Below are 21,096 nucleotides of genomic sequence, written 5' to 3' on the forward strand. Positions count from 1 at the left end.
TTAGCGCCACCGGGCTTAACTTTTAGCGCTTCAGGTCAGACTTAAAATCACGCTGCTCGTAGCCGGTATACAGCTGACGAGGACGGGCGATCTTCATGCCTTCGCTGTGCATTTCGTTCCAGTGCGCAATCCAGCCTACGGTACGGGCCATGGCGAAGATCACGGTGAACATGGAAGACGGAATGCCCATCGCTTTCAGAATAATGCCAGAGTAGAAATCGACGTTCGGGTAGAGTTTCTTCTCGATGAAGTACGGGTCGTTCAGCGCGATGTGTTCCAGCTCCATCGCCACTTCCAGCAGGTCATCTTTGGTACCCAGCTCTTTCAGCACTTCGTGGCAGGTTTCACGCATCACGGTGGCGCGCGGGTCATAGTTTTTGTAAACACGGTGACCGAAGCCCATCAGGCGGAAGGAGTCATTCTTGTCTTTCGCGCGACGCACGAACTCAGGAATGTGCTCAACGGTGCTGATCTCTTCCAGCATCTTCAGCGCCGCTTCGTTGGCGCCGCCGTGCGCCGGTCCCCACAGGGAGGCGATGCCCGCAGCGATACAGGCGAACGGGTTCGCGCCTGAAGAGCCTGCGGTACGAACGGTTGAGGTCGAGGCGTTCTGTTCGTGGTCAGCATGGAGGATCAGAATACGGTCCATCGCGCGTTCCAGAACCGGGTTCACTTCGTACTCTTCGCACGGCGTGGAGAACATCATGCGCAGGAAGTTGCCCGCGTAGGAGAGGTCGTTACGCGGATACACAAACGGCTGGCCGATGGAGTATTTGTAACACATCGCCGCCATGGTCGGCATTTTGGACAGCAGACGGTAAGCAGCGATTTCACGGTGACGCGGGTTATTCACGTCAAGGGAGTCGTGGTAGAACGCTGCCAGCGCACCGGTAATCCCGCACATCACCGCCATTGGGTGAGAGTCACGACGGAACGCATGGAACAGACGGGTAATCTGCTCATGGATCATGGTGTGACGGGTCACGGTGGTTTTAAATTCATCGAACTGGGCCTGCGTCGGTTTTTCGCCGTTCAGCAGGATGTAGCACACTTCCAGATAGTTGGATTCGGTGGCTAACTGATCGATAGGGAAGCCGCGATGGAGCAGGATACCTTCGTCACCGTCGATAAAGGTGATTTTGGATTCGCAAGATGCGGTAGAGGTAAATCCAGGGTCAAAGGTGAATACCCCTTTGGAACCCAGCGTACGGATATCAATAACATCCTGACCGAGCGTGCCTTTTAGCACATCCAGTTCAATAGCAGTGTCACCATTTAGGGTGAGCGTTGCCTTTGTATCAGCCATTTACGGTCTCCTTAGCGCCTTATGCTTAAGACTGCGCTTTACCGGATTTGCTTTCAGCTGTTAATCACCGTTACCAGATTGTTATTTGGCTTACCGCTCAGCTCACGAGGACAAACCAGGGTACAGAGCTATGGCGCCTTGCAGGTAAACGAATGAAATATCAGTGAAACAACAGCAAATCAGCGTTTTTGCAGTCCGAATTATTCAAACCTGTATATCACTAATAACTGTCCTGATAACTTCGGTCAATACCATCACACTGTTACATAACTATTTGTCAGGTGAAAGAGAGACCTCATAACTTTTGCGCATTATATGCCTTTTCTGATGACGTTTGTAACAATATTGTTTAACATTTGTCAAATCAGATGATTAAAAATTAAAAAGATGTTGTTATCGTGACCCTGATCACTGTTCCAGAGAAAACCCGACAAACTGTATGTAGGTTAATTGTAATGATTTTGTGAACGGCCTATACTGCCGCCAGGTCTCCGGAACACCCTGCAATCCCGAGCCACCCAGCGTTGTAATGTGTCGTTTAAGCATCTGGAAGCACTGTTTTGCATGACGCGCAGTTATAGAAAAGGAACGCTGTCTGACCCGCATCGCAGTCCGGAGGAAGGAAACAATAAGAACAGCATGTGGGCGTTATTCATGATAAGAAATGTGAAAAAACAAAGACCTGTCAATCTGGATCTGAAAACGATCCGGTTCCCCGTAACAGCAATAGCGTCCATTCTGCACCGTGTTTCTGGTGTGATTACGTTTGTGGCGGTCGGTATTCTGCTGTGGTTACTGGGCACCAGCCTCTCTTCTCCTGAAGGATTCCTCCAGGCCTCTGCCATCATGAACAGCTTCTTCGTGAAATTCATCATGTGGGGCATTCTGACCGCGCTGGCGTACCACGTTGTGGTGGGTGTTCGCCATATGCTGATGGACTTTGGCTACCTGGAAGAGACTTTCGAAGCCGGGAAGCGCTCCGCTAACATTTCATTTGTGATTACAGTCGTGCTTTCACTTCTCGCAGGAGTTCTCGTATGGTAAGCAACGCCTCCGCATTAGGACGCAACGGCGTACATGACTTCATTCTGGTCCGTGCTACCGCCATCGTTCTCACCCTCTACATCATCTATATGATCGGTTTCTTCGCGACCAGCGGCACGCTGACGTGGGAAATCTGGAGTGGGTTCTTCGGATCCGCCTTCACCAAAGTGTTCACCCTGCTGGCCCTTTTCTCCATCCTTATTCATGCCTGGATTGGCATGTGGCAGGTGTTGACCGATTACGTTAAACCGCTGGCGATTCGCCTTCCACTGCAGCTGGCCATTGTGGTTGCACTGGTGGTTTACGTTATTTATGGATTCGTTGTGGTGTGGGGTGTGTAATGAAACTGCCAGTCAGAGAATTTGATGCTGTTGTGATTGGTGCCGGTGGCGCAGGTATGCGTGCCGCACTGCAAATTTCCCAGAGTGGCCAGAGCTGTGCGCTGCTCTCTAAAGTCTTCCCAACCCGTTCCCATACTGTGTCTGCGCAGGGCGGTATTACCGTTGCGCTGGGTAACTCCCATGAAGATAACTGGGAATGGCACATGTATGACACGGTAAAAGGTTCCGATTACATCGGTGACCAGGATGCCATCGAATATATGTGTAAAACCGGCCCGGAAGCGATTCTGGAGCTGGACCACATGGGGCTGCCGTTCTCCCGTCTGGAAAATGGCACCATCTATCAGCGTCCGTTTGGCGGCCAGTCGAAAAACTTCGGCGGCGAGCAGGCGGCACGCACCGCGGCGGCGGCTGACCGTACCGGTCACGCGCTGCTGCACACCCTGTATCAGCAGAACCTGAAAAACCACACCACCATCTTCTCCGAATGGTATGCGCTGGATCTGGTGAAAAACGCCGATGGCGCCATCGTTGGCTGTACCGCGCTGTGTATCGAAACCGGTGAAGTGGTTTACTTCAAAGCCCGCGCTACCGTGCTGGCGACCGGCGGTGCAGGCCGTATTTACCAGTCCACCACCAACGCCCACATCAACACCGGTGACGGTGTCGGTATGGCTATCCGCGCGGGCGTGCCGGTGCAGGATATGGAGATGTGGCAGTTCCACCCAACCGGTATCGCCGGTGCGGGCGTTCTGGTGACGGAAGGCTGCCGTGGTGAAGGTGGCTACCTGCTGAACAAACACGGCGAGCGCTTCATGGAGCGTTATGCCCCGAATGCGAAAGACCTTGCGGGTCGTGACGTGGTGGCGCGTTCCATCATGATCGAAATCCGTGAAGGCCGCGGCTGTGACGGCCCTTGGGGTCCACACGCCAAGCTGAAACTCGACCACCTGGGTAAAGAAGTGCTGGAATCCCGTCTGCCGGGCATCCTGGAACTGTCCCGCACCTTCGCGCACGTCGATCCGGTGAAAGAGCCGATTCCGGTTATCCCAACCTGCCACTACATGATGGGCGGTATTCCGACCAAAGTGACCGGTCAGGCGCTGACCGTGAACGAGCAGGGCGAAGACGTGGTTATTCCTGGCCTGTTCGCGGTGGGCGAAATTGCCTGCGTATCCGTACACGGCGCAAACCGTCTGGGCGGCAACTCGCTGCTGGACCTGGTGGTGTTTGGTCGCGCAGTGGGTCTGCATCTGCAGGAATCCATTGCCGAGCAGGGCGCGCTGCGTGACGCGACCGACGACGAAATTGATGCCTCTCTTGAGCGCCTCAACCGCTGGAACGGCAACCGTAACGGCGAAGATCCGGTGGAAATCCGTAAAGCGCTGCAGGAATGCATGCAGCACAACTTCTCGGTATTCCGTGAAGGCGACGCGATGGCCAAAGGTCTTGAGCAGCTGAAAGCGATCCGCGAGCGTCTGAAAAATGCCCGTCTGGACGACACCTCCAGCGAGTTCAACACCCAGCGCGTTGAGTGCCTGGAGCTGGATAACCTGATGGAAACCGCGTTCGCGACCGCGATGTCGGCAAACTTCCGTACCGAAAGCCGTGGCGCGCATAGCCGCTTCGACTTCCCGGAACGTGATGACGAAAACTGGCTGTGCCATTCCCTGTATCTGCCAGAGTCGGAAACCATGACGCGTCGTAGCGTCAACATGGAACCGAAACTGCGTCCGGCGTTCCCGCCGAAGATTCGTACTTACTAATGCGGAGACAGGATAATGAAACTCGAATTCTCAGTTTATCGTTATAACCCGGATGTAGACGACGCTCCGCGCATGCAGGACTACACCCTGGAAGCGGAAGAAGGTCGCGACATGATGCTGCTGGATGCCTTAATCCAGCTGAAAGAAAAAGATCCAACCCTGTCGTTCCGTCGCTCCTGCCGTGAAGGGGTGTGTGGTTCTGACGGTGTGAACATGAACGGCAAAAATGGCCTGGCCTGCATCACGCCAATTTCAGCGTTGCAGCGTCCTGGTCAGAAAATTGTTATCCGTCCTCTGCCAGGCCTGCCGGTCGTGCGTGATTTGGTGGTAGACATGGGGCAATTCTATGCACAATATGAGAAGATTAAGCCTTACTTATTGAATAATGGGCAAAATCCACCGGCTCGTGAGCACTTACAGTCTCCTGAGCAGCGTGAAAAACTCGATGGTCTATACGAGTGTATTCTCTGCGCATGCTGTTCTACGTCCTGCCCGTCGTTCTGGTGGAACCCGGACAAGTTTATCGGCCCGGCCGGTCTGCTGGCTGCCTATCGCTTCCTGATCGATAGCCGCGACACCGAAACCGACAGCCGTCTGGAAGGACTGAGTGACGCTTTCAGCGTATTCCGCTGCCATAGCATTATGAACTGCGTCAGTGTGTGTCCGAAGGGGCTGAACCCGACGCGCGCCATCGGCCATATTAAGTCGATGCTGCTGCAGCGCAGTGCGTAAGTAACGTTGCCGGATGGCGCTGCGCTTATCCGGCCTACGAAACTGTAGGCCCGGCAAGCGTAGCGCCACCGGGCAAAATGCAGAAACCTTTAAAAACTGCCCTGTACTACCCTGAAGTCCAGACAGTTTCTAAAGGTTCCTTCGCGGGCCAAATGAAAAGAGCTCGCAGGTGAACCCCGGCACGTACACGTGGTGTGCGTGGTAGTTTCTACGGCGAAAGTAAGCATAAAAATGCTTAAGGGATCACGATGCAGAACGGCGCAATGAAAGCCTGGCTGGACTCTTCTTATCTCTCTGGTGCCAACCAGAGCTGGATAGAACAGCTCTATGAAGACTTCTTAACCGATCCTGACTCAGTGGACGCAAACTGGCGTTCCATGTTCCAGCAGTTGCCTGGTACAGGGGTCAAACCGGATCAATTCCATTCCAAAACACGTGATTATTTCCGTCGTCTGGCGAAGGATGCCTCACGTTACTCTTCTGCGATTTCCGACCCTGACACCAATGCGAAGCAGGTTAAAGTCCTGCAGCTTATCAACGCTTATCGCTTCCGTGGTCACCAGCATGCGAATCTCGATCCGCTGGGACTGTGGAAACAAGACCGTGTGGCCGATCTCGATCCGGCGTATCACGATCTGACCGAGGCCGATTTCCAGGAAAGCTTTAACGTAGGTTCCTTTGCCATCGGCAAAGACACGATGAAGCTGGGCGATCTGATTGATGCGCTCAAGCAAACCTACTGCGGCTCCATCGGCGCGGAATACATGCACATTACCTCTACCGAAGAGAAGCGCTGGATCCAGCAGCGCATCGAATCCGTAGCGGGCCACGCGACCTTCTCGGCTGATGAGAAAAAACGCTTCCTCAGCGAACTGACCGCAGCGGAAGGCCTTGAGCGCTATCTGGGCGCGAAGTTCCCGGGCGCAAAACGCTTCTCGCTGGAAGGCGGTGACGCCCTGGTGCCGATGCTGAAAGAGCTGATTCGTCACGCAGGCAAGAGCGGCACCCGTGAAGTGGTGCTGGGCATGGCACACCGTGGTCGTCTGAACGTACTGGTCAACGTGCTGGGTAAAAAACCGCAGGACCTGTTCGACGAATTCGCAGGCAAACATAAAGAACACCTCGGCACCGGCGACGTGAAGTACCACATGGGCTTCTCGTCAGATATCGAAACCGAAGGCGGTCTGGTTCACCTGGCGCTGGCGTTTAACCCGTCACACCTCGAGATCGTCAGCCCGGTGGTTATCGGTTCCGTGCGCGCGCGTCTGGATCGTCTGGACGAGCCGAGCAGCAACAAAGTTCTGCCAATCACCATCCACGGTGATGCGGCGGTGACAGGGCAGGGCGTGGTGCAGGAAACCCTGAACATGTCCAAAGCGCGTGGTTATGAAGTGGGCGGTACCGTTCGCATCGTGATCAACAACCAGGTGGGCTTCACCACCTCTAACCCGCTTGACGCACGTTCTACCCCGTACTGCACCGACATCGGTAAGATGGTTCAGGCGCCGATCTTCCACGTTAACGCGGATGACCCGGAAGCCGTGGCTTTCGTTACCCGTCTGGCGCTGGACTTCCGTAACACCTTCAAACGCGATGTGTTCATTGACCTCTTCTGCTACCGCCGTCACGGCCACAACGAAGCGGATGAGCCAAGTGCAACCCAGCCGCTGATGTATCAGAAAATCAAAAAACACCCGACGCCGCGCAAAATCTATGCTGACAAGCTGGAAAGCGACAAAGTGGCGACGCTGGAAGATGCGACCGAAATGGTCAACCTCTACCGCGACGCGCTGGACGCGGGTGAATGCGTAGTGAAAGAGCTGCGCCCGATGAACATGCACTCCTTTACCTGGTCGCCGTACCTCAACCACGAGTGGGATGAGAGCTATCCGAACAAGGTGGAGATGAAGCGCCTGCAGGAGCTGGCTAAACGCATCAGCACCGTGCCGGACGCTATCGAGATGCAGTCTCGCGTGGCGAAAATTTATGCTGACCGTCAGGCCATGGCGGCAGGCGAGAAGCTGTTCGACTGGGGCGGCGCGGAAACGCTGGCTTACGCGACGCTGGTTGACGAAGGCATTCCTGTTCGTCTGTCCGGTGAAGATGCGGGCCGTGGCACCTTCTTCCACCGTCACGCGGTGGTTCACAACCAGTCTAACGGTTCAACCTACACCCCGCTGCAGCACGTGCACAACGGTCAGGGCCAGTTCAAGGTCTGGGACTCCGTGCTGTCTGAAGAAGCGGTACTGGCTTTCGAATACGGTTACGCCACGGCAGAACCGCGCACCCTGACCATCTGGGAAGCGCAGTTCGGCGACTTCGCCAACGGTGCGCAGGTGGTTATCGACCAGTTCATCTCCTCCGGCGAACAGAAATGGGGCCGTATGTGTGGCCTGGTGATGCTGCTGCCGCACGGCTATGAAGGCCAGGGTCCGGAGCACTCCTCCGCGCGTCTGGAACGTTATCTGCAGCTCTGCGCCGAGCAGAACATGCAGGTTTGCGTGCCGTCGACCCCGGCGCAGGTTTACCACATGCTGCGTCGTCAGGCGCTGCGCGGTATGCGTCGTCCGCTGGTGGTCATGTCGCCGAAATCCCTGCTGCGTCACCCGCTGGCGGTGTCCAGCCTGGAAGAGCTGGCGAACGGTACCTTCCTGCCAGCCATCGGTGAAATTGACGAGCTGGATCCACAGGCCGTGAAGCGTGTGGTGATGTGTTCTGGTAAGGTTTATTACGACCTGCTGGAACAGCGCCGTAAGAACGATCAGAAAGATGTCGCCATCGTGCGTATCGAACAGCTTTATCCGTTCCCGCACCAGGCGGTGCAGGAAGCGCTGAAACCGTACGCTCACGTTCATGATTTTGTCTGGTGCCAGGAAGAGCCGCTCAACCAGGGCGCATGGTACTGCAGCCAGCATCATTTCCGTGAAGTGATTCCATTTGGGTCAGCCCTGCGCTATGCAGGTCGCCCGGCCTCCGCCTCTCCGGCGGTAGGGTATATGTCCGTTCACCAGAAGCAGCAACAAGATCTGGTCAATGACGCGCTGAACGTCGATTAATTAAAGGATACATAATGAGTAGCGTAGATATTCTTGTTCCCGACCTGCCTGAATCTGTAGCAGATGCGACCGTCGCTACCTGGCACAAAAAACCAGGCGATGCCGTTAAGCGCGATGAAGTGCTGGTAGAAATCGAAACTGACAAAGTGGTACTGGAAGTACCGGCTTCGGCGGATGGCGTTCTGGACGCGGTGCTGGAAGACGAAGGCACCACCGTCACCTCTCGTCAGATCCTGGGTCGCCTGCGTGAAGGCAACAGCGCGGGCAAAGAGTCCAGCGCGAAGTCTGAAGAGAAAGCCTCTACGCCGGCTCAGCGCCAGCAGGCTTCTCTGGAAGAACAGACCAACGACGCGCTCAGCCCGGCGATCCGTCGCCTGCTGGCGGAACACAGCCTTGACCCGGCAGCCATCAAAGGTACCGGTGTGGGCGGTCGTCTGACCCGCGAAGACATCGACAAGCATCTGGCGAAAGCGCCTGCTCAGGCCGAAGCGAAAGCCCCTGCGGCAGCACCGGCAGCACAGCCTGCTCTGGGTGCCCGCAGCGAAAAACGCGTGCCAATGACCCGCCTGCGCAAGCGCGTGGCCGAGCGTCTGCTGGAAGCGAAAAACTCTACCGCGATGCTGACTACCTTCAACGAAGTGAACATGAAGCCAATCATGGACCTGCGCAAGCAGTACGGTGACGCGTTCGAAAAACGTCACGGTATCCGTCTGGGCTTTATGTCCTTCTACGTGAAGGCGGTGGTTGAAGCGCTGAAACGCTACCCGGAAGTGAACGCGTCCATTGATGGCGATGACGTGGTTTACCACAACTACTTCGACGTCAGCATGGCGGTTTCTACCCCACGTGGCCTGGTGACCCCGGTTCTGCGTGATGTGGATACCCTGGGTATGGCCGACATCGAGAAAAACATTAAAGAGCTGGCGGTGAAAGGCCGCGACGGCAAGCTGACCGTAGACGACCTGACCGGCGGTAACTTCACCATTACCAACGGCGGCGTCTTCGGATCGCTGATGTCTACCCCGATCATTAACCCGCCGCAGAGCGCGATCCTGGGTATGCATGCCATCAAAGATCGTCCTATGGCGGTAGACGGTAAAGTTGAGATCCTGCCGATGATGTACCTGGCGCTCTCTTACGACCACCGCCTGATCGACGGCCGCGAGTCCGTGGGCTTCCTGGTAGCCATTAAAGAGCTGCTCGAAGATCCAACGCGTCTGCTGCTGGACGTCTAGTCACGATTTAGCATCACCTGCCCCGTAGGCCGGCACACGCTGCGCCGGTCTACAGGTTTGAAGATAACGATTACCCTGAAGGATGGATAGAACACATGAACTTACATGAATATCAGGCCAAACAGCTGTTTGCCCGGTATGGCTTACCGGCTCCGGTGGGTTATGCCTGTACTACCCCGCGTGAAGCAGAAGAAGCCGCATCTAAAATCGGTTCCGGCCCGTGGGTAGTTAAGTGTCAGGTTCACGCTGGTGGCCGTGGTAAAGCGGGCGGTGTGAAGGTTGTTAAGAGCAAAGAAGAGATTCGTGCGTTTGCTGAACATTGGCTCGGCAAGCGTCTGGTAACGTACCAGACAGATGCGAACGGCCAGCCGGTTAACCAGATCCTGGTTGAAGCTGCAACCGACATCGCGAAAGAGCTGTACCTGGGCGCGGTGGTTGACCGTAGCTCCCGTCGCGTGGTGTTCATGGCATCTACCGAAGGCGGCGTGGAAATCGAAAAAGTGGCGGAAGAGACCCCGCACCTGATCCACAAAGTGGCTATCGATCCGCTGGCAGGCCCAATGCCTTACCAGGGTCGCGAGCTGGCGTTCAAACTGGGTCTGGAAGGCAAGCTGGTTCAGCAGTTCACCAAGATCTTCATGGGTCTGGCGACCATTTTCCTGGAGCGCGATCTGGCGCTGATCGAGATCAACCCGCTGGTGATCACGACCCAGGGCGATCTGATCTGCCTCGACGGCAAGCTGGGCGCTGACGGCAACGCGCTGTTCCGCCAGCCGGATCTGCGCGAAATGCGCGACCAGTCTCAGGAAGACCCGCGTGAAGCGCAGGCGGCACAGTGGGAGCTGAACTACGTGGCGCTGGACGGTAACATCGGCTGCATGGTTAACGGTGCGGGCCTGGCGATGGGCACCATGGACATCGTTAAGCTGCACGGCGGCGAGCCAGCGAACTTCCTCGACGTGGGCGGTGGCGCAACCAAAGAGCGCGTAACCGAAGCGTTCAAAATCATTCTCTCCGACGACAACGTGAAGGCCGTTCTGGTTAACATCTTCGGCGGCATCGTCCGTTGCGACCTGATCGCCGACGGTATCATCGGTGCGGTAGAAGAAGTGGGTGTTAACGTTCCGGTGGTTGTGCGTCTGGAAGGTAACAACGCTGAACTCGGCGCGAAAAAACTGGCTGACAGCGGCCTGAATATTATTGCAGCGAAAAGTCTGACGGATGCAGCTCAGCAGGTTGTTGCCGCAGTGGAGGGGAAATAATGTCAGTTTTAATTAATAAAGATACCAAGGTTATCTGCCAGGGCTTCACCGGTAGCCAGGGGACTTTCCACTCCGAACAGGCGATTGCCTACGGCACGCAGATGGTTGGCGGCGTAACGCCAGGTAAAGGCGGCACCACCCACCTGGGCCTGCCGGTGTTCAACACCGTGCGTGAAGCCGTAGAAGCGACGGGCGCAACCGCGACCGTGATCTACGTTCCGGCGCCGTTCTGCAAAGACTCCATTCTGGAAGCGATCGACGCAGGCATCAAACTGATCATCACCATCACCGAAGGTATCCCGACGCTGGATATGCTGACCGTGAAGGTGAAGCTGGATGAAGCTGGCGTGCGTATGATCGGCCCGAACTGCCCAGGCGTGATCACCCCGGGCGAATGCAAAATCGGCATCATGCCGGGCCACATTCACAAGCCGGGTAAAGTGGGCATCGTGTCCCGTTCCGGTACCCTGACCTATGAAGCGGTTAAGCAGACCACCGACTACGGTTTCGGCCAGTCCACCTGCGTGGGCATCGGCGGTGACCCAATCCCGGGTTCTAACTTCATCGACATCCTGAAGCTGTTCCAGGAAGATCCACAGACCGAAGCGATCGTGATGATCGGTGAGATCGGTGGTAGCGCGGAAGAAGAAGCGGCTGCTTACATCAAAGAACACGTGACCAAGCCAGTTGTGGGTTACATCGCGGGTGTGACTGCGCCGAAAGGCAAGCGTATGGGTCACGCAGGCGCGATCATCGCCGGTGGTAAAGGTACGGCTGATGAGAAATTCGCAGCGCTGGAAGCCGCAGGCGTGAAGACCGTTCGCAGCCTGGCGGATATCGGCGAAGCACTGAAATCCATCATTAAGTAAGTCCTCTCTGCTCCCCGAAAGGGGGGCGTTGCAGTATAAAAATGTCCGTTTCGACATGGTTGGCCGCTGTAAAGCGGCCTTTTTTATTGCCTGCGTCTGGCGACTAGCGTGAACTTGTAATCATCGGTATTGAACACGTTGCGGCTGTATTCAAATACCCGCCCGTCCTTCAGAAACCCGCGGGAGACTTTTTCCAGGATCGGCTTTGCCGGATCGAGCGACAGCGCGGCGATCGCCTCCTCTGACGGCATGATCGGCACCAGCTCCTGCTCGCTGCGATCGATAACCAGCTTTTTGATCTGCTCAACGTAGTGGTATTTCGAATTCTCCATCACTTCCCAGGTGAGGTCGGGAAACAGGGCCAGCGGCATCCACGTTTCTTCCAGATTTACCGGTTTTTGTTTGATAAAGCGGACGCGTTTGACGTGCCAGACTTTATCGTCATGAGAGAGATTCAGCTTTTCGGCAAGTTTTGCATCGGCTTTCAGCACTTCGAAAATGCTCACCTCACTGTGGGTATCCACGTTCCGGTCCGCCAGTTTTTCGTAAAACCCGGTGAGCTGGTAAATGTCGTAATTGACGCGCTCTTCTTTTACGTAGGTGCCGCTGCCCTGAATGCTCTCGACGATCTGCTCTTCCGTAAGCAGCTTCAGCGCCTGTCTCACCGTGACGCGACTCACGTTGAATGCCTCCTGAAGGCTGGATTCCGTCGGTAACGCATCGCAAGGCTTTAACTCTCCCGCACTGATTTTTTCGCGAAGCGCATCGGCTATTTGCCGGTACATCGGTTTGTTACCCATCGAATCTGCCTTTCTAATACCTTTTCATGGAATTATGCCTCCCGCTTAAAATTTGTAAATAATACAACTTAAATACAAATTTGCGTTGTTAGTGAAAATGATCACATAAATGTATTGTGTGGCCTGTCACAATTGCCACCAGACAATAACAACGTATGTGTGAGGATCTTATGAACCTGACGACCCTGACCCACACCAGTGCTGTCTGCGTGCAGGCGCACTATGCCAGCCGTGATGAGGCCATTCGCCAGCTTACAATGCGGCTGGTGGCGCTGGGCAAAATTACCGATGGCGATGCATTTCTGGCGGAGGTCTACCGCCGCGAATCTCAGGGGCCGACCGCGCTGGGTGAAGGGCTGGCTGTCCCGCATGGTAAATCGAGCGCGGTGAACGAAGCGGCTTTTGCGGTTGCTACGCTGCGCGAACCGCTGGAGTGGGAGGGGGTGGACGGCCCTGAACAGGTAGAGCTGATCGTCCTGCTTGCCATCCCGCCAGCTGAAGCGGGATCCACGCATATCCAGGTGCTGACGGCGCTGACGTCTCGCCTGGCCGATGATGCCCTCCGGGAACGCGTTATGGCTGCTGAGACGGCAGAGGATCTGCTTGATGCGCTGAACGGTGTCTCGAAGGAAGACGAGGCTGATACGCCGGTGAATGCACCAACCGTCGTCTGTGTCACCGCCTGTCCGGCGGGGATCGCGCATACCTATATGGCCGCAGAGTATCTGGAAAAAGCGGGACGTAAGCTCGGCGTCAACGTGGTGGTCGAAAAGCAGGGGGCGAACGGTATTGAAGGGCGCATTACTGCCCAGCAGTTACTGGAGGCGAAAGCGTGTATTTTTGCCGCTGAAGTGGCGATCAAAGAGAGCGAGCGCTTTCAGGGGATCCCCGCCATTTCCGTTCCCGTTGCGGAACCCCTGCGTCATGCTGAAGCGCTGATTGAGCGCGCGCTGGCGCTAAAGCCTTCTACCGATGCGCGCCATGCGCAGGTCGATACCGAAACGAAAAAGCGCGTTAAAACTGAACTCAAGCAGGCGCTTCTCAGCGGCATCTCGTTTGCGGTGCCGCTGATCGTCGCCGGCGGGACGGTGCTCGCCGTGTCGGTACTGCTGGCGCAGATCCTTGGCCTGCAGCACCTGTTTGACCAGGAAAACTCGTGGCTGTGGATGTACCGCAAGCTTGGCGGCGGCATGCTCGGCATTTTGATGGTGCCTGTCCTGTCGGCCTACACCGCCTACTCGCTGGCGGATAAACCCGCGCTGACGCCGGGCTTTGCGGCCGGTCTGGCTGCCAACATGATCGGCTCCGGTTTTCTCGGCGCTATCGTCGGTGGGCTGATCGCGGGCTATCTGATGCGCTGGGTGAAAAACCACATCCGGCTCAGTAGCCGCTACAACGGCTTTCTGACTTTTTATCTCTATCCGGTGATTGGCGTGCTGGGCGCGGGCAGCCTGATGCTGTTTGTGATTGGCGAACCGGTGGCCTGGCTCAATAACACGCTCACCGTCTGGCTTAACGGTCTCTCCGGCGCGAATGCGCTGCTTCTGGGGGCAATCCTCGGGTTTATGTGCTCATTCGATTTGGGTGGCCCGGTCAACAAAGCCTCTTACGCGTTTTGCCTGGGGGCGATGGCGAACGGGGTATACGGTCCCTATGCGATCTTTGCTTCCGTCAAAATGGTCTCAGCTTTCACCGTCACGGCGTCAACGATGCTGGCACCGAAGCTGTTTAAGTCGTTTGAAATTGAAACCGGTAAATCGACCTGGCTGCTCGGCCTCGCGGGCATTACCGAAGGGGCGATTCCGATGGCGATTGAAGATCCGCTTCGCGTCATTGGCTCATTTGTACTCGGATCCATGGTGACAGGCGCGGCTGTCGGTGCGATGGGGATCGGGTTGTCTACGCCGGGGGCCGGGATTTTCTCTCTTTTTTTACTTCACGATGCCGGGTTGGGCGGTGTGGTTGCTGCGGCGGGCTGGTTTGGCGCGGCGCTGGTGGGTACCGCTATCTCCACCCTGGTTCTGCTGCTCTGGCGACGCCAGGCGGTAAAAAAGGGCAGCTACGCCACTGAAGACGCCTTATCGTAAAAACGCACAAACAGGAAACGAAGATGAAAGCTGTATCTCGCGTTCATATCACGCCGCATATGCACTGGGACCGTGAGTGGTACTTCACCACCGAAGAGTCGCGTATTCTTCTGGTCAATAATATGGAAGAGATCCTGACCCGGCTGGAGCAGGATGATGAGTACAAATACTATGTTCTCGATGGACAGACGGCTGTTCTGGAGGATTATTTTGCCGTTGTGCCCGAAAACCGCTCTCGCGTGAAGGCGCTTGTCGAGCGTGGAAAGCTGATTATCGGCCCCTGGTATACCCAGACCGATACCACCATTGTGAGCGGCGAGTCGATTGTCCGCAACCTGATGTACGGCATCCGGGATTGTATGGCCTTCGGCGAACCGATGAAGATCGGCTATCTGCCGGATTCGTTTGGCATGTCCGGCCAGCTTCCGCATATCTATAACGGGTTTGGCATTACTCGCACGATGTTCTGGCGCGGCTGTTCTGAACGCCACGGGACCGATAAAACCGAATTTCTCTGGCAGAGCCAGGACGGCAGTGAAGTGACGGCACAGGTGCTGCCGCTGGGCTACGCGATTGGTAAGTACTTACCGGAGGACGAAGCGGGGCTGCGAAAACGGCTCGACAGCTATTTCGAGGTTCTGGAAAAGGCGTCCGTTACTAAAGCGATTTTGCTGCCCAACGGCCACGACCAGATGCCGCTGCAGCAGAACATTTTCGCGGTGATGGATAAGCTGCGTGAAATCTATCCGCAGCGTCAATTTGTGATGAGCCGGTTTGAGGAGGTCTTTGATCGCATCGACGCGCACCGCGACGATCTGGCGACCTTAAAAGGTGAGTTTATCGACGGGAAATACATGCGCGTGCACCGGACCATCGGCTCCACGCGCATGGATATCAAAATCGCCCATGCGCGTATTGAGAACAAAATTGTCAACATCCTCGAGCCGCTGGCGACGCTTGCCTGGACGCTGGGCTTCGACTACCACCACGGCCTGCTGGAGAAGATGTGGAAAGAGATCCTCAAAAACCACGCTCACGACAGCATCGGCTGCTGCTGCAGCGACAAGGTGCATCGCGAGATTGTCTCCCGCTTTGAACTGGCTGAGGACATGGCAGATAACCTGGCGCGTTTCTATATGCGCAAGATTGTCGACAACATGCCGCAAAGCGATGCCGATAAGCTGGTGATGTTCAACCTGATGCCCTGGCCGCGTGAGGAGGTGATGAACACCACGATTCGACTGCGCGCCAGCCAGTTCCGTCTGCGGGATGACAAAGGCAACGAGATCCCGTATTTCATCCGCAGCGCGCGCGAGCTCGACCCGGGCCTCATTGACCGACAGATTGTCCACTACGGCAATTACGAACCGTTTATGGAGTTTGATATTCAGCTCAGCCAGATATTGCCGTCGATGGGCTACCGTACGCTGTTTATCGAACCTAACGTGGCCGGGAAGGTGCTCTCTCCCGGGGAAAATACCGCCTCCTTACTTGAAAACGCCTTCTGGCAGATTGACGTAAATGACGACGGTTCGCTGCGCCTGCGCGACAAAGAAACCGGGCTTATTTATGACCGCGTGCTGGAAATCGAAGAGAGCTCGGATGATGGCGATGAGTACGACTACTCGCCTTCGCGGGAAGAGTGGAGACTCACTTCCGCGCAGGGCGAGCATGAATTTGAGGTTACGCATGAAGGCTGGCAGAGCAGGGCAGTTATCCGCCATCGAATCGCCGTTCCGGCGAACCTGGCGGAACGCGCGGCGCGCCAGCGAAACGGCTACCTCGACGCTGAATTTGAAATTACGCTAAGCCGCAACAGCAGACGCATTGACGTGGCGGTGCGCCTGGATAATCAGGCCGACGACCACCGCGTTCGCGTGCTCATCCCAACGCCGTTTGCGACCCGGGAGGTGTTAGCGGATACGCAGTTTGGCACGATCTCTCGTCCGGTGCAGGACGCGGCGATGCAAAACTGGCAGGAGGAGGGGTGGAAAGAAGCGCCGGTTCCCGTCTGGAATTTACTCAACTACGCCGTCCTGCAGGAAAAACGAAACGGGCTTGCGCTATTTACCGAGGGGCTGCGTGAATTTGAAGTCGTGGGTGATGAACAAAAGGCATTTGCTCTGACCTTGCTGCGCGGCGTGGGGGTACTCGGCAAAGAAGATCTGCTCCTGCGCCCCGGCAGACCATCCGGTATCAAAATGCCGGTCCCGGACGCTCAGGTGCGTGGTCCGCTAAGCTGTCGCTTTAGCCTCTTCAGCTTCAGCGGCACGCAGGAAAACGCGGGTGTCGCGCAGCAGGCTCAATCGTGGTTAACGCCGGTGCAGTGTTATAACAAGATCCCCTGGGATGCAATGAAGCTGAATCGCGCGTCGTTGACCATGCCGGAAAGTTACAGCCTGTTAGCGCTTTCGCCAACGGGATGCGTACTCAGTGCGATCAAAAAAGCGGAAGATCGTGATGAGCTCATTCTTCGTCTGTTCAACCCTTCACAGTCCAGTGCATGTGACGCGACGCTATCCGTCAATCCGGCGGTGAAGCGGTGCTGCGAAACGGACATGAATGAACGGCTGATGGACCACGGTGAAGACGAAGGGATTGTCGGGGCGTTCAGACCGGGACAGTCGCGAACCTTTAGCCTTCTTCTTGCCTGAGAATCGCTGATATCATTAAAAGGCTGCACTGTTTGCGGCCTTTTTCATTAAATAGTCACGCCGCAGTGTTAAGTTATGGGGTGACAAAAGTAAAATAAATGTAATTGCGAAGGGTTGCATAAATGCCGTGGAAAAATAACCCGGCCCGACTATGCTTTATTGTTTGCCGCGCATCGAAATGAGGCTTTTGTTTCGCGTTAATTAAAATCACTTCTGTTTATATTTTTTTTCGTCTTCGATAACCAATCACATCTTTACATGCACATATCATTAACATGGTTTTTACCATTCTCACCACGATTAAACATAGTTAACATCAAGGTTTGTTTTTGATTTAAATCAAAGTTTAATCCTTGGAAAAAGGTGCTGAAAAGCGCTAAATTGTTCCCGATCAAAATGGCCGAAAAGTGGTAATTTTGCTATAAATTGATCACCGTCGAAAAACGTAAATGTGATTCAATAAAAACCTGTTTATTGTAAGGGTTTTGCAGCGTATTATATTTGCGGTATCAATTTGAGTTTTTTATTAACGTATTTGTAACCTCACGTCATCGTTTTTATCCTCCTTCAGGGTAATAACGACGACAAGGATGCGAATAATTTGTATTGGGGCATGCGTGTGGATCTCTTTCTAACGGGGTTCACTCTCGGAGTCTTCATGCGATGAGCAAGGAGTCATGATGTTAGATATAGTCGAACTGTCGCGCTTACAGTTTGCCTTGACCGCGATGTACCACTTCCTGTTTGTGCCACTGACGCTCGGTATGGCGTTCCTGCTGGCCATCATGGAAACGGTATACGTTCTCTCCGGCAAACAGATTTATAAAGATATGACCAAGTTCTGGGGCAAGTTGTTTGGTATCAACTTCGCACTGGGCGTGGCAACCGGTCTGACCATGGAGTTCCAGTTCGGGACTAACTGGTCTTACTATTCCCACTATGTAGGGGATATCTTCGGTGCGCCGCTGGCCATTGAAGGTCTGATGGCATTCTTCCTTGAATCCACCTTTGTAGGTCTGTTCTTCTTCGGTTGGGACCGTCTGGGTAAAGTCCAGCATATGGCGGTGACCTGGCTGGTGGCATTAGGTTCGAACCTGTCCGCGCTGTGGATCCTGGTCGCGAACGGCTGGATGCAGAACCCTATCGCGTCTGATTTCAACTTCGAAACCATGCGTATGGAGATGGTCAGCTTTGCCGAGCTGGTCCTGAACCCGGTTGCTCAGGTTAAATTCGTTCACACCGTCGCTTCTGGCTATGTGTGCGGCGCGATGTTTGTACTGGGTATCAGTTCTTACTACATGCTCCGCGGTCGTGACTTCGCGTTTGCTAAACGCTCCTTTGCTATCGCTGCAAGCTTCGGTATGGCTGCGATTCTCTCCGTTATTGTTCTGGGTGATGAATCCGGTTACGAAATGGGCGACGTGCAGAAAACCAAACTGGCCGCTATCGAAGCCGAATGGGAAACCCAGCCGGCACCTGCTGCCTTTACGCTGTTCGGTATTCCCGATCAGGACGCGCAGGAAAACCGCTTCGCTATTCAAATCCCTTACGCGCTGGGTATCATCGCCACCCGTTCTGTTGATAAGCAGGTGACGGGTCTGAAAGAGCTGATGGTGCAGCACGAAGAGCGTATCCGTAACGGTATGAAAGCCTACTCGCTGCTGGAACAGCTGCGTGCCGGTTCTACCGACCAGGCCGTTCGCGATCAGTTTAACGACGTGAAGAAAGATCTGGGTTACGGTCTGCTGCTGAAGCGTTATACCCCGAACGTTTCTGATGCGACGGAAGCGCAGATCCAGATGGCAACCAAAGACTCAATTCCACGCGTTGCGCCACTGTACTTCGCATTCCGTATCATGGTGGGCTGCGGCATCATCATGCTGCTGATCATTGCGGCGTCCTTCTGGTCCGTGATTCGCAACCGCATCGGCGAGAAAAAATGGCTGCTGCGCACCGCGCTGTACGGTATTCCACTGCCGTGGATCGCGATTGAGTCCGGCTGGTTTGTGGCGGAATATGGCCGTCAGCCATGGGCGATCGGTGAGGTGCTGCCAACGGCGGTAGCGAACTCGTCCCTGACCGCAGGCGACCTGATCTTCTCCATGCTGCTGATTTGTGGTCTGTACACCCTGTTCCTGGTGGCTGAACTGTTCCTGATGTTCAAGTTCGCGCGCCTTGGCCCAAGCAGCCTGAAAACCGGTCGCTATCACTACGAGCAGTCCACTGCGACTACTCAGCCGGCACGCTAAGACAGGAGTCATCAAATGATCGATTATGAAGTATTGCGTTTTATCTGGTGGCTGCTGGTTGGCGTTCTGCTGATCGGTTTCGCCGTCACGGATGGTTTCGACATGGGGGTGGGGATGCTCACCCGTTTCCTCGGTCGTAATGACACCGAGCGTCGAATCATGATCAACTCCATCGCCCCGCACTGGGACGGTAACCAGGTGTGGCTGATCACCGCAGGCGGCGCGCTGTTCGCTGCCTGGCCGATGGTCTACGCGGCTGCGTTCTCCGGTTTCTATGTGGCGATGATTCTGGTGCTGGCCTCTTTATTCTTCCGTCCGGTCGGTTTCGACTACCGTTCGAAGATTGAAGATACCCGCTGGCGCAACATGTGGGACTGGGGCATCTTCATTGGTAGCTTCGTTCCACCGCTGGTGATCGGCGTGGCGTTCGGTAACCTGCTGCAGGGCGTACCGTTCCACCTGGACGAGTACATGCGTCTTTACTACACCGGTAACTTCTTCCAGCTGCTGAATCCGTTTGGTCTGCTGGCCGGTGTCGTCAGCGTGGCGATGATCATCACTCAGGGCGCAACCTACCTGCAGATGCGTACCGTGGGCGAGCTGCATCTGCGTTCCCGCGCGACGGCTCAGGTTGCTGCGCTGGTTACGCTGGTCTGCTTCGCGCTGGCCGGTGTGTGGGTGGTGTACGGCATTGATGGCTACGTGGTGACGTCTGCGATTAACCACACCGCACCGTCTAACCCGCTGACCAAAGAAGTGGCGCGTCAGGCGGGAGCATGGCTGGTGAACTTCAACAATACCCCTGTGCTGTGGGCGATCCCGGCGCTGGGCGTGCTGCTGCCGCTGCTGACCATGTTGACGTCTCGTCTGGAAAAAGGCGCGCTGGCGTTCGTGTTCTCTTCACTGACTCTGGCATGCATCATCCTGACGGCGGGTATTGCGATGTTCCCATTCGTCATGCCATCCAGCACCATGCTGAATGCTAGTCTGACCATGTGGGATGCAACGTCCAGCCATATGACGCTGAACCTGATGACGTATGTTGCTTGCGTGTTCGTTCCGATTGTTCTGGCCTACACCATCTGGTGTTACTGGAAAATGTTCGGCCGCATCACGAAAGAACATATCGAAAGCAACACCCACTCTATGTACTAAGTAAGGAGCTGAATATGTGGTATTTCGCATGGATTTTAGGGACGCTTCTTGCCTGTGCATTTGGTGTCATCACTGCCCTGGCGCTTGAGCACGTAGAAGCGACCAAAGCGGGTGAAGAAAAACACTGATGAATATTATCGCGAAACTTTACGCGGTAATGGATAAGCGCCCGTTACGGGCGCTTTCTTTAGTGATGGCATTACTGCTGGCAGGCTGTATCTTCTGGGACCCTTCGCGCTTTGCAGCGAAAACCAGCGAGCTTGAAATCTGGCACGGCTTCCTCATTATGTGGGCGGTGTGCGCAGGTGTGATCCACGGCGTGGGCTTTCGTCCGAAAGCCGTTCACTGGCAGGGAATTTTTTGCCCGCTAATCGCCGATCTGGTGCTTCTCGCCGGTTTGATTTTCTTCTTCTTCTGAATAAGAAATGTCCGTTAACGTTATGGGCTTACCCGAGCCCATAAAAATTTACTCTCCGTTTACTTTCCCCCATTCCAAACCATCTTTCCCGCGCGTATAGTAGCGAAGTTTAAAAGCTCTAA

Annotated in this window: 16 protein-coding genes; 14 read left to right on the plus strand and 2 right to left on the minus strand. The window is 55.2% G+C overall.

Going from position 1 to position 21,096, the window contains the following annotated elements; genetic code table 11:
* Window positions 1–22 precede the first annotated feature (22 nt).
* A complete protein-coding gene (locus tag ACVCAM_RS00005; protein WP_008501086.1) occupies window positions 23–1,306 on the minus strand; it encodes a citrate synthase in 1,284 nt (427 codons plus the stop codon).
* Window positions 1,307–1,945: 639 nt separating this feature from the next.
* On the opposite strand from ACVCAM_RS00005, the gene sdhC reads away from it, so the two are divergent.
* From sdhC to sucD, 8 genes are all read left to right on the plus strand, one after another.
* Entirely contained in the window at window positions 1,946–2,350 is a 405-nt protein-coding gene (gene sdhC / locus ACVCAM_RS00010) for a succinate dehydrogenase cytochrome b556 subunit (protein ID WP_020684965.1), read from the plus strand.
* The gene (sdhD, locus tag ACVCAM_RS00015; protein ID WP_008501088.1) at window positions 2,344–2,691 is read left to right on the plus strand and encodes a succinate dehydrogenase membrane anchor subunit; all 348 of its coding nucleotides are present in this window, start codon (window positions 2,344–2,346) and stop codon (window positions 2,689–2,691) included. The genes sdhC and sdhD overlap by 7 nt, the downstream gene beginning before the upstream one ends.
* The gene (gene sdhA, locus ACVCAM_RS00020; protein ID WP_008501089.1) at window positions 2,691–4,457 is read left to right on the plus strand and encodes a succinate dehydrogenase flavoprotein subunit; all 1,767 of its coding nucleotides are present in this window, start codon (window positions 2,691–2,693) and stop codon (window positions 4,455–4,457) included. Before sdhD ends, sdhA begins: the two co-directional genes overlap by 1 nt.
* 15 nt (window positions 4,458–4,472) lie before the next feature.
* Window positions 4,473–5,189 (plus strand): succinate dehydrogenase iron-sulfur subunit SdhB, encoded by a 717-nt coding sequence (gene sdhB, locus ACVCAM_RS00025; RefSeq protein ID WP_008501090.1) that lies wholly within the window; start codon window positions 4,473–4,475, stop codon window positions 5,187–5,189.
* Window positions 5,190–5,437: 248 nt separating this feature from the next.
* Complete coding sequence (sucA, locus tag ACVCAM_RS00030; RefSeq protein ID WP_008501092.1) at window positions 5,438–8,245, plus strand: 2-oxoglutarate dehydrogenase E1 component; 2,808 nt, start codon at window positions 5,438–5,440, stop codon at window positions 8,243–8,245.
* A 14-nt stretch (window positions 8,246–8,259) separates the two neighbouring features.
* Entirely contained in the window at window positions 8,260–9,480 is a 1,221-nt protein-coding gene (gene odhB / locus ACVCAM_RS00035; RefSeq protein ID WP_025912846.1) for a 2-oxoglutarate dehydrogenase complex dihydrolipoyllysine-residue succinyltransferase, read from the plus strand.
* Between the two features lie 95 nt (window positions 9,481–9,575).
* A complete protein-coding gene (gene sucC / locus ACVCAM_RS00040; protein WP_006809579.1) occupies window positions 9,576–10,742 on the plus strand; it encodes an ADP-forming succinate--CoA ligase subunit beta in 1,167 nt (388 codons plus the stop codon).
* On the plus strand, window positions 10,742–11,611 hold the full coding sequence (gene sucD / locus ACVCAM_RS00045) for a succinate--CoA ligase subunit alpha (protein WP_008501094.1): 870 nt from the start codon (window positions 10,742–10,744) through the stop codon (window positions 11,609–11,611). Before sucC ends, sucD begins: the two co-directional genes overlap by 1 nt.
* Before the next feature lie 83 nt (window positions 11,612–11,694).
* On the opposite strand, the gene ACVCAM_RS00050 is transcribed toward sucD, so the two are convergent.
* The gene (locus tag ACVCAM_RS00050) at window positions 11,695–12,411 is read right to left on the minus strand and encodes a GntR family transcriptional regulator (RefSeq protein WP_407223176.1); all 717 of its coding nucleotides are present in this window, start codon (window positions 12,409–12,411) and stop codon (window positions 11,695–11,697) included.
* 170 nt (window positions 12,412–12,581) lie between these two features.
* On the opposite strand from ACVCAM_RS00050, the gene mngA reads away from it, so the two are divergent.
* From mngA to ybgE, 6 genes are all read left to right on the plus strand, one after another.
* Window positions 12,582–14,498, plus strand: a complete 1,917-nt coding sequence (gene mngA / locus ACVCAM_RS00055) for a PTS 2-O-a-mannosyl-D-glycerate transporter subunit IIABC (protein ID WP_407223177.1) — start codon at window positions 12,582–12,584, stop codon at window positions 14,496–14,498.
* A 23-nt stretch (window positions 14,499–14,521) separates the two neighbouring features.
* A complete protein-coding gene (gene mngB, locus ACVCAM_RS00060; RefSeq protein WP_407223178.1) occupies window positions 14,522–17,152 on the plus strand; it encodes a mannosylglycerate hydrolase in 2,631 nt (876 codons plus the stop codon).
* A 680-nt stretch (window positions 17,153–17,832) separates the two neighbouring features.
* Entirely contained in the window at window positions 17,833–19,401 is a 1,569-nt protein-coding gene (cydA, locus tag ACVCAM_RS00065) for a cytochrome ubiquinol oxidase subunit I (protein WP_008501098.1), read from the plus strand.
* Window positions 19,402–19,416: 15 nt separating this feature from the next.
* Complete coding sequence (gene cydB, locus ACVCAM_RS00070) at window positions 19,417–20,556, plus strand: cytochrome d ubiquinol oxidase subunit II (RefSeq protein WP_023293006.1); 1,140 nt, start codon at window positions 19,417–19,419, stop codon at window positions 20,554–20,556.
* A gap of 14 nt (window positions 20,557–20,570) precedes the next feature.
* Complete coding sequence (cydX, locus tag ACVCAM_RS00075) at window positions 20,571–20,684, plus strand: cytochrome bd-I oxidase subunit CydX (protein ID WP_003858598.1); 114 nt, start codon at window positions 20,571–20,573, stop codon at window positions 20,682–20,684.
* On the plus strand, window positions 20,684–20,974 hold the full coding sequence (gene ybgE, locus ACVCAM_RS00080; RefSeq protein ID WP_008501100.1) for a cyd operon protein YbgE: 291 nt from the start codon (window positions 20,684–20,686) through the stop codon (window positions 20,972–20,974). The genes cydX and ybgE overlap by 1 nt, the downstream gene beginning before the upstream one ends.
* Window positions 20,975–21,096 lie beyond the last annotated feature (122 nt).

Source organism: Enterobacter sp. CFEC122, from assembly GCF_052983755.1.

What these genes read in the sequence shown, in the direction of transcription:
- cydA (WP_008501098.1), top strand. Translation starts at nt 17,833, where the DNA reads ATGTTAGATATAGTCGAACTGTCGCGCTTACAGTTTGCCTTGACCGCG.
- cydX (WP_003858598.1), top strand. Translation starts at nt 20,571, where the DNA reads ATGTGGTATTTCGCATGGATTTTAGGGACGCTTCTTGCCTGTGCATTT.
- ACVCAM_RS00005 (WP_008501086.1), bottom strand. Translation starts at nt 1,306, where the DNA reads ATGGCTGATACAAAGGCAACGCTCACCCTAAATGGTGACACTGCTATT.
- sdhC (WP_020684965.1), top strand. Translation starts at nt 1,946, where the DNA reads ATGTGGGCGTTATTCATGATAAGAAATGTGAAAAAACAAAGACCTGTC.
- mngB (WP_407223178.1), top strand. Translation starts at nt 14,522, where the DNA reads ATGAAAGCTGTATCTCGCGTTCATATCACGCCGCATATGCACTGGGAC.
- sucA (WP_008501092.1), top strand. Translation starts at nt 5,438, where the DNA reads ATGCAGAACGGCGCAATGAAAGCCTGGCTGGACTCTTCTTATCTCTCT.
- cydB (WP_023293006.1), top strand. Translation starts at nt 19,417, where the DNA reads ATGATCGATTATGAAGTATTGCGTTTTATCTGGTGGCTGCTGGTTGGC.
- sdhA (WP_008501089.1), top strand. Translation starts at nt 2,691, where the DNA reads ATGAAACTGCCAGTCAGAGAATTTGATGCTGTTGTGATTGGTGCCGGT.
- mngA (WP_407223177.1), top strand. Translation starts at nt 12,582, where the DNA reads ATGAACCTGACGACCCTGACCCACACCAGTGCTGTCTGCGTGCAGGCG.
- ACVCAM_RS00050 (WP_407223176.1), bottom strand. Translation starts at nt 12,411, where the DNA reads ATGGGTAACAAACCGATGTACCGGCAAATAGCCGATGCGCTTCGCGAA.
- sdhB (WP_008501090.1), top strand. Translation starts at nt 4,473, where the DNA reads ATGAAACTCGAATTCTCAGTTTATCGTTATAACCCGGATGTAGACGAC.
- odhB (WP_025912846.1), top strand. Translation starts at nt 8,260, where the DNA reads ATGAGTAGCGTAGATATTCTTGTTCCCGACCTGCCTGAATCTGTAGCA.
- ybgE (WP_008501100.1), top strand. Translation starts at nt 20,684, where the DNA reads ATGAATATTATCGCGAAACTTTACGCGGTAATGGATAAGCGCCCGTTA.
- sucD (WP_008501094.1), top strand. Translation starts at nt 10,742, where the DNA reads ATGTCAGTTTTAATTAATAAAGATACCAAGGTTATCTGCCAGGGCTTC.
- sucC (WP_006809579.1), top strand. Translation starts at nt 9,576, where the DNA reads ATGAACTTACATGAATATCAGGCCAAACAGCTGTTTGCCCGGTATGGC.
- sdhD (WP_008501088.1), top strand. Translation starts at nt 2,344, where the DNA reads ATGGTAAGCAACGCCTCCGCATTAGGACGCAACGGCGTACATGACTTC.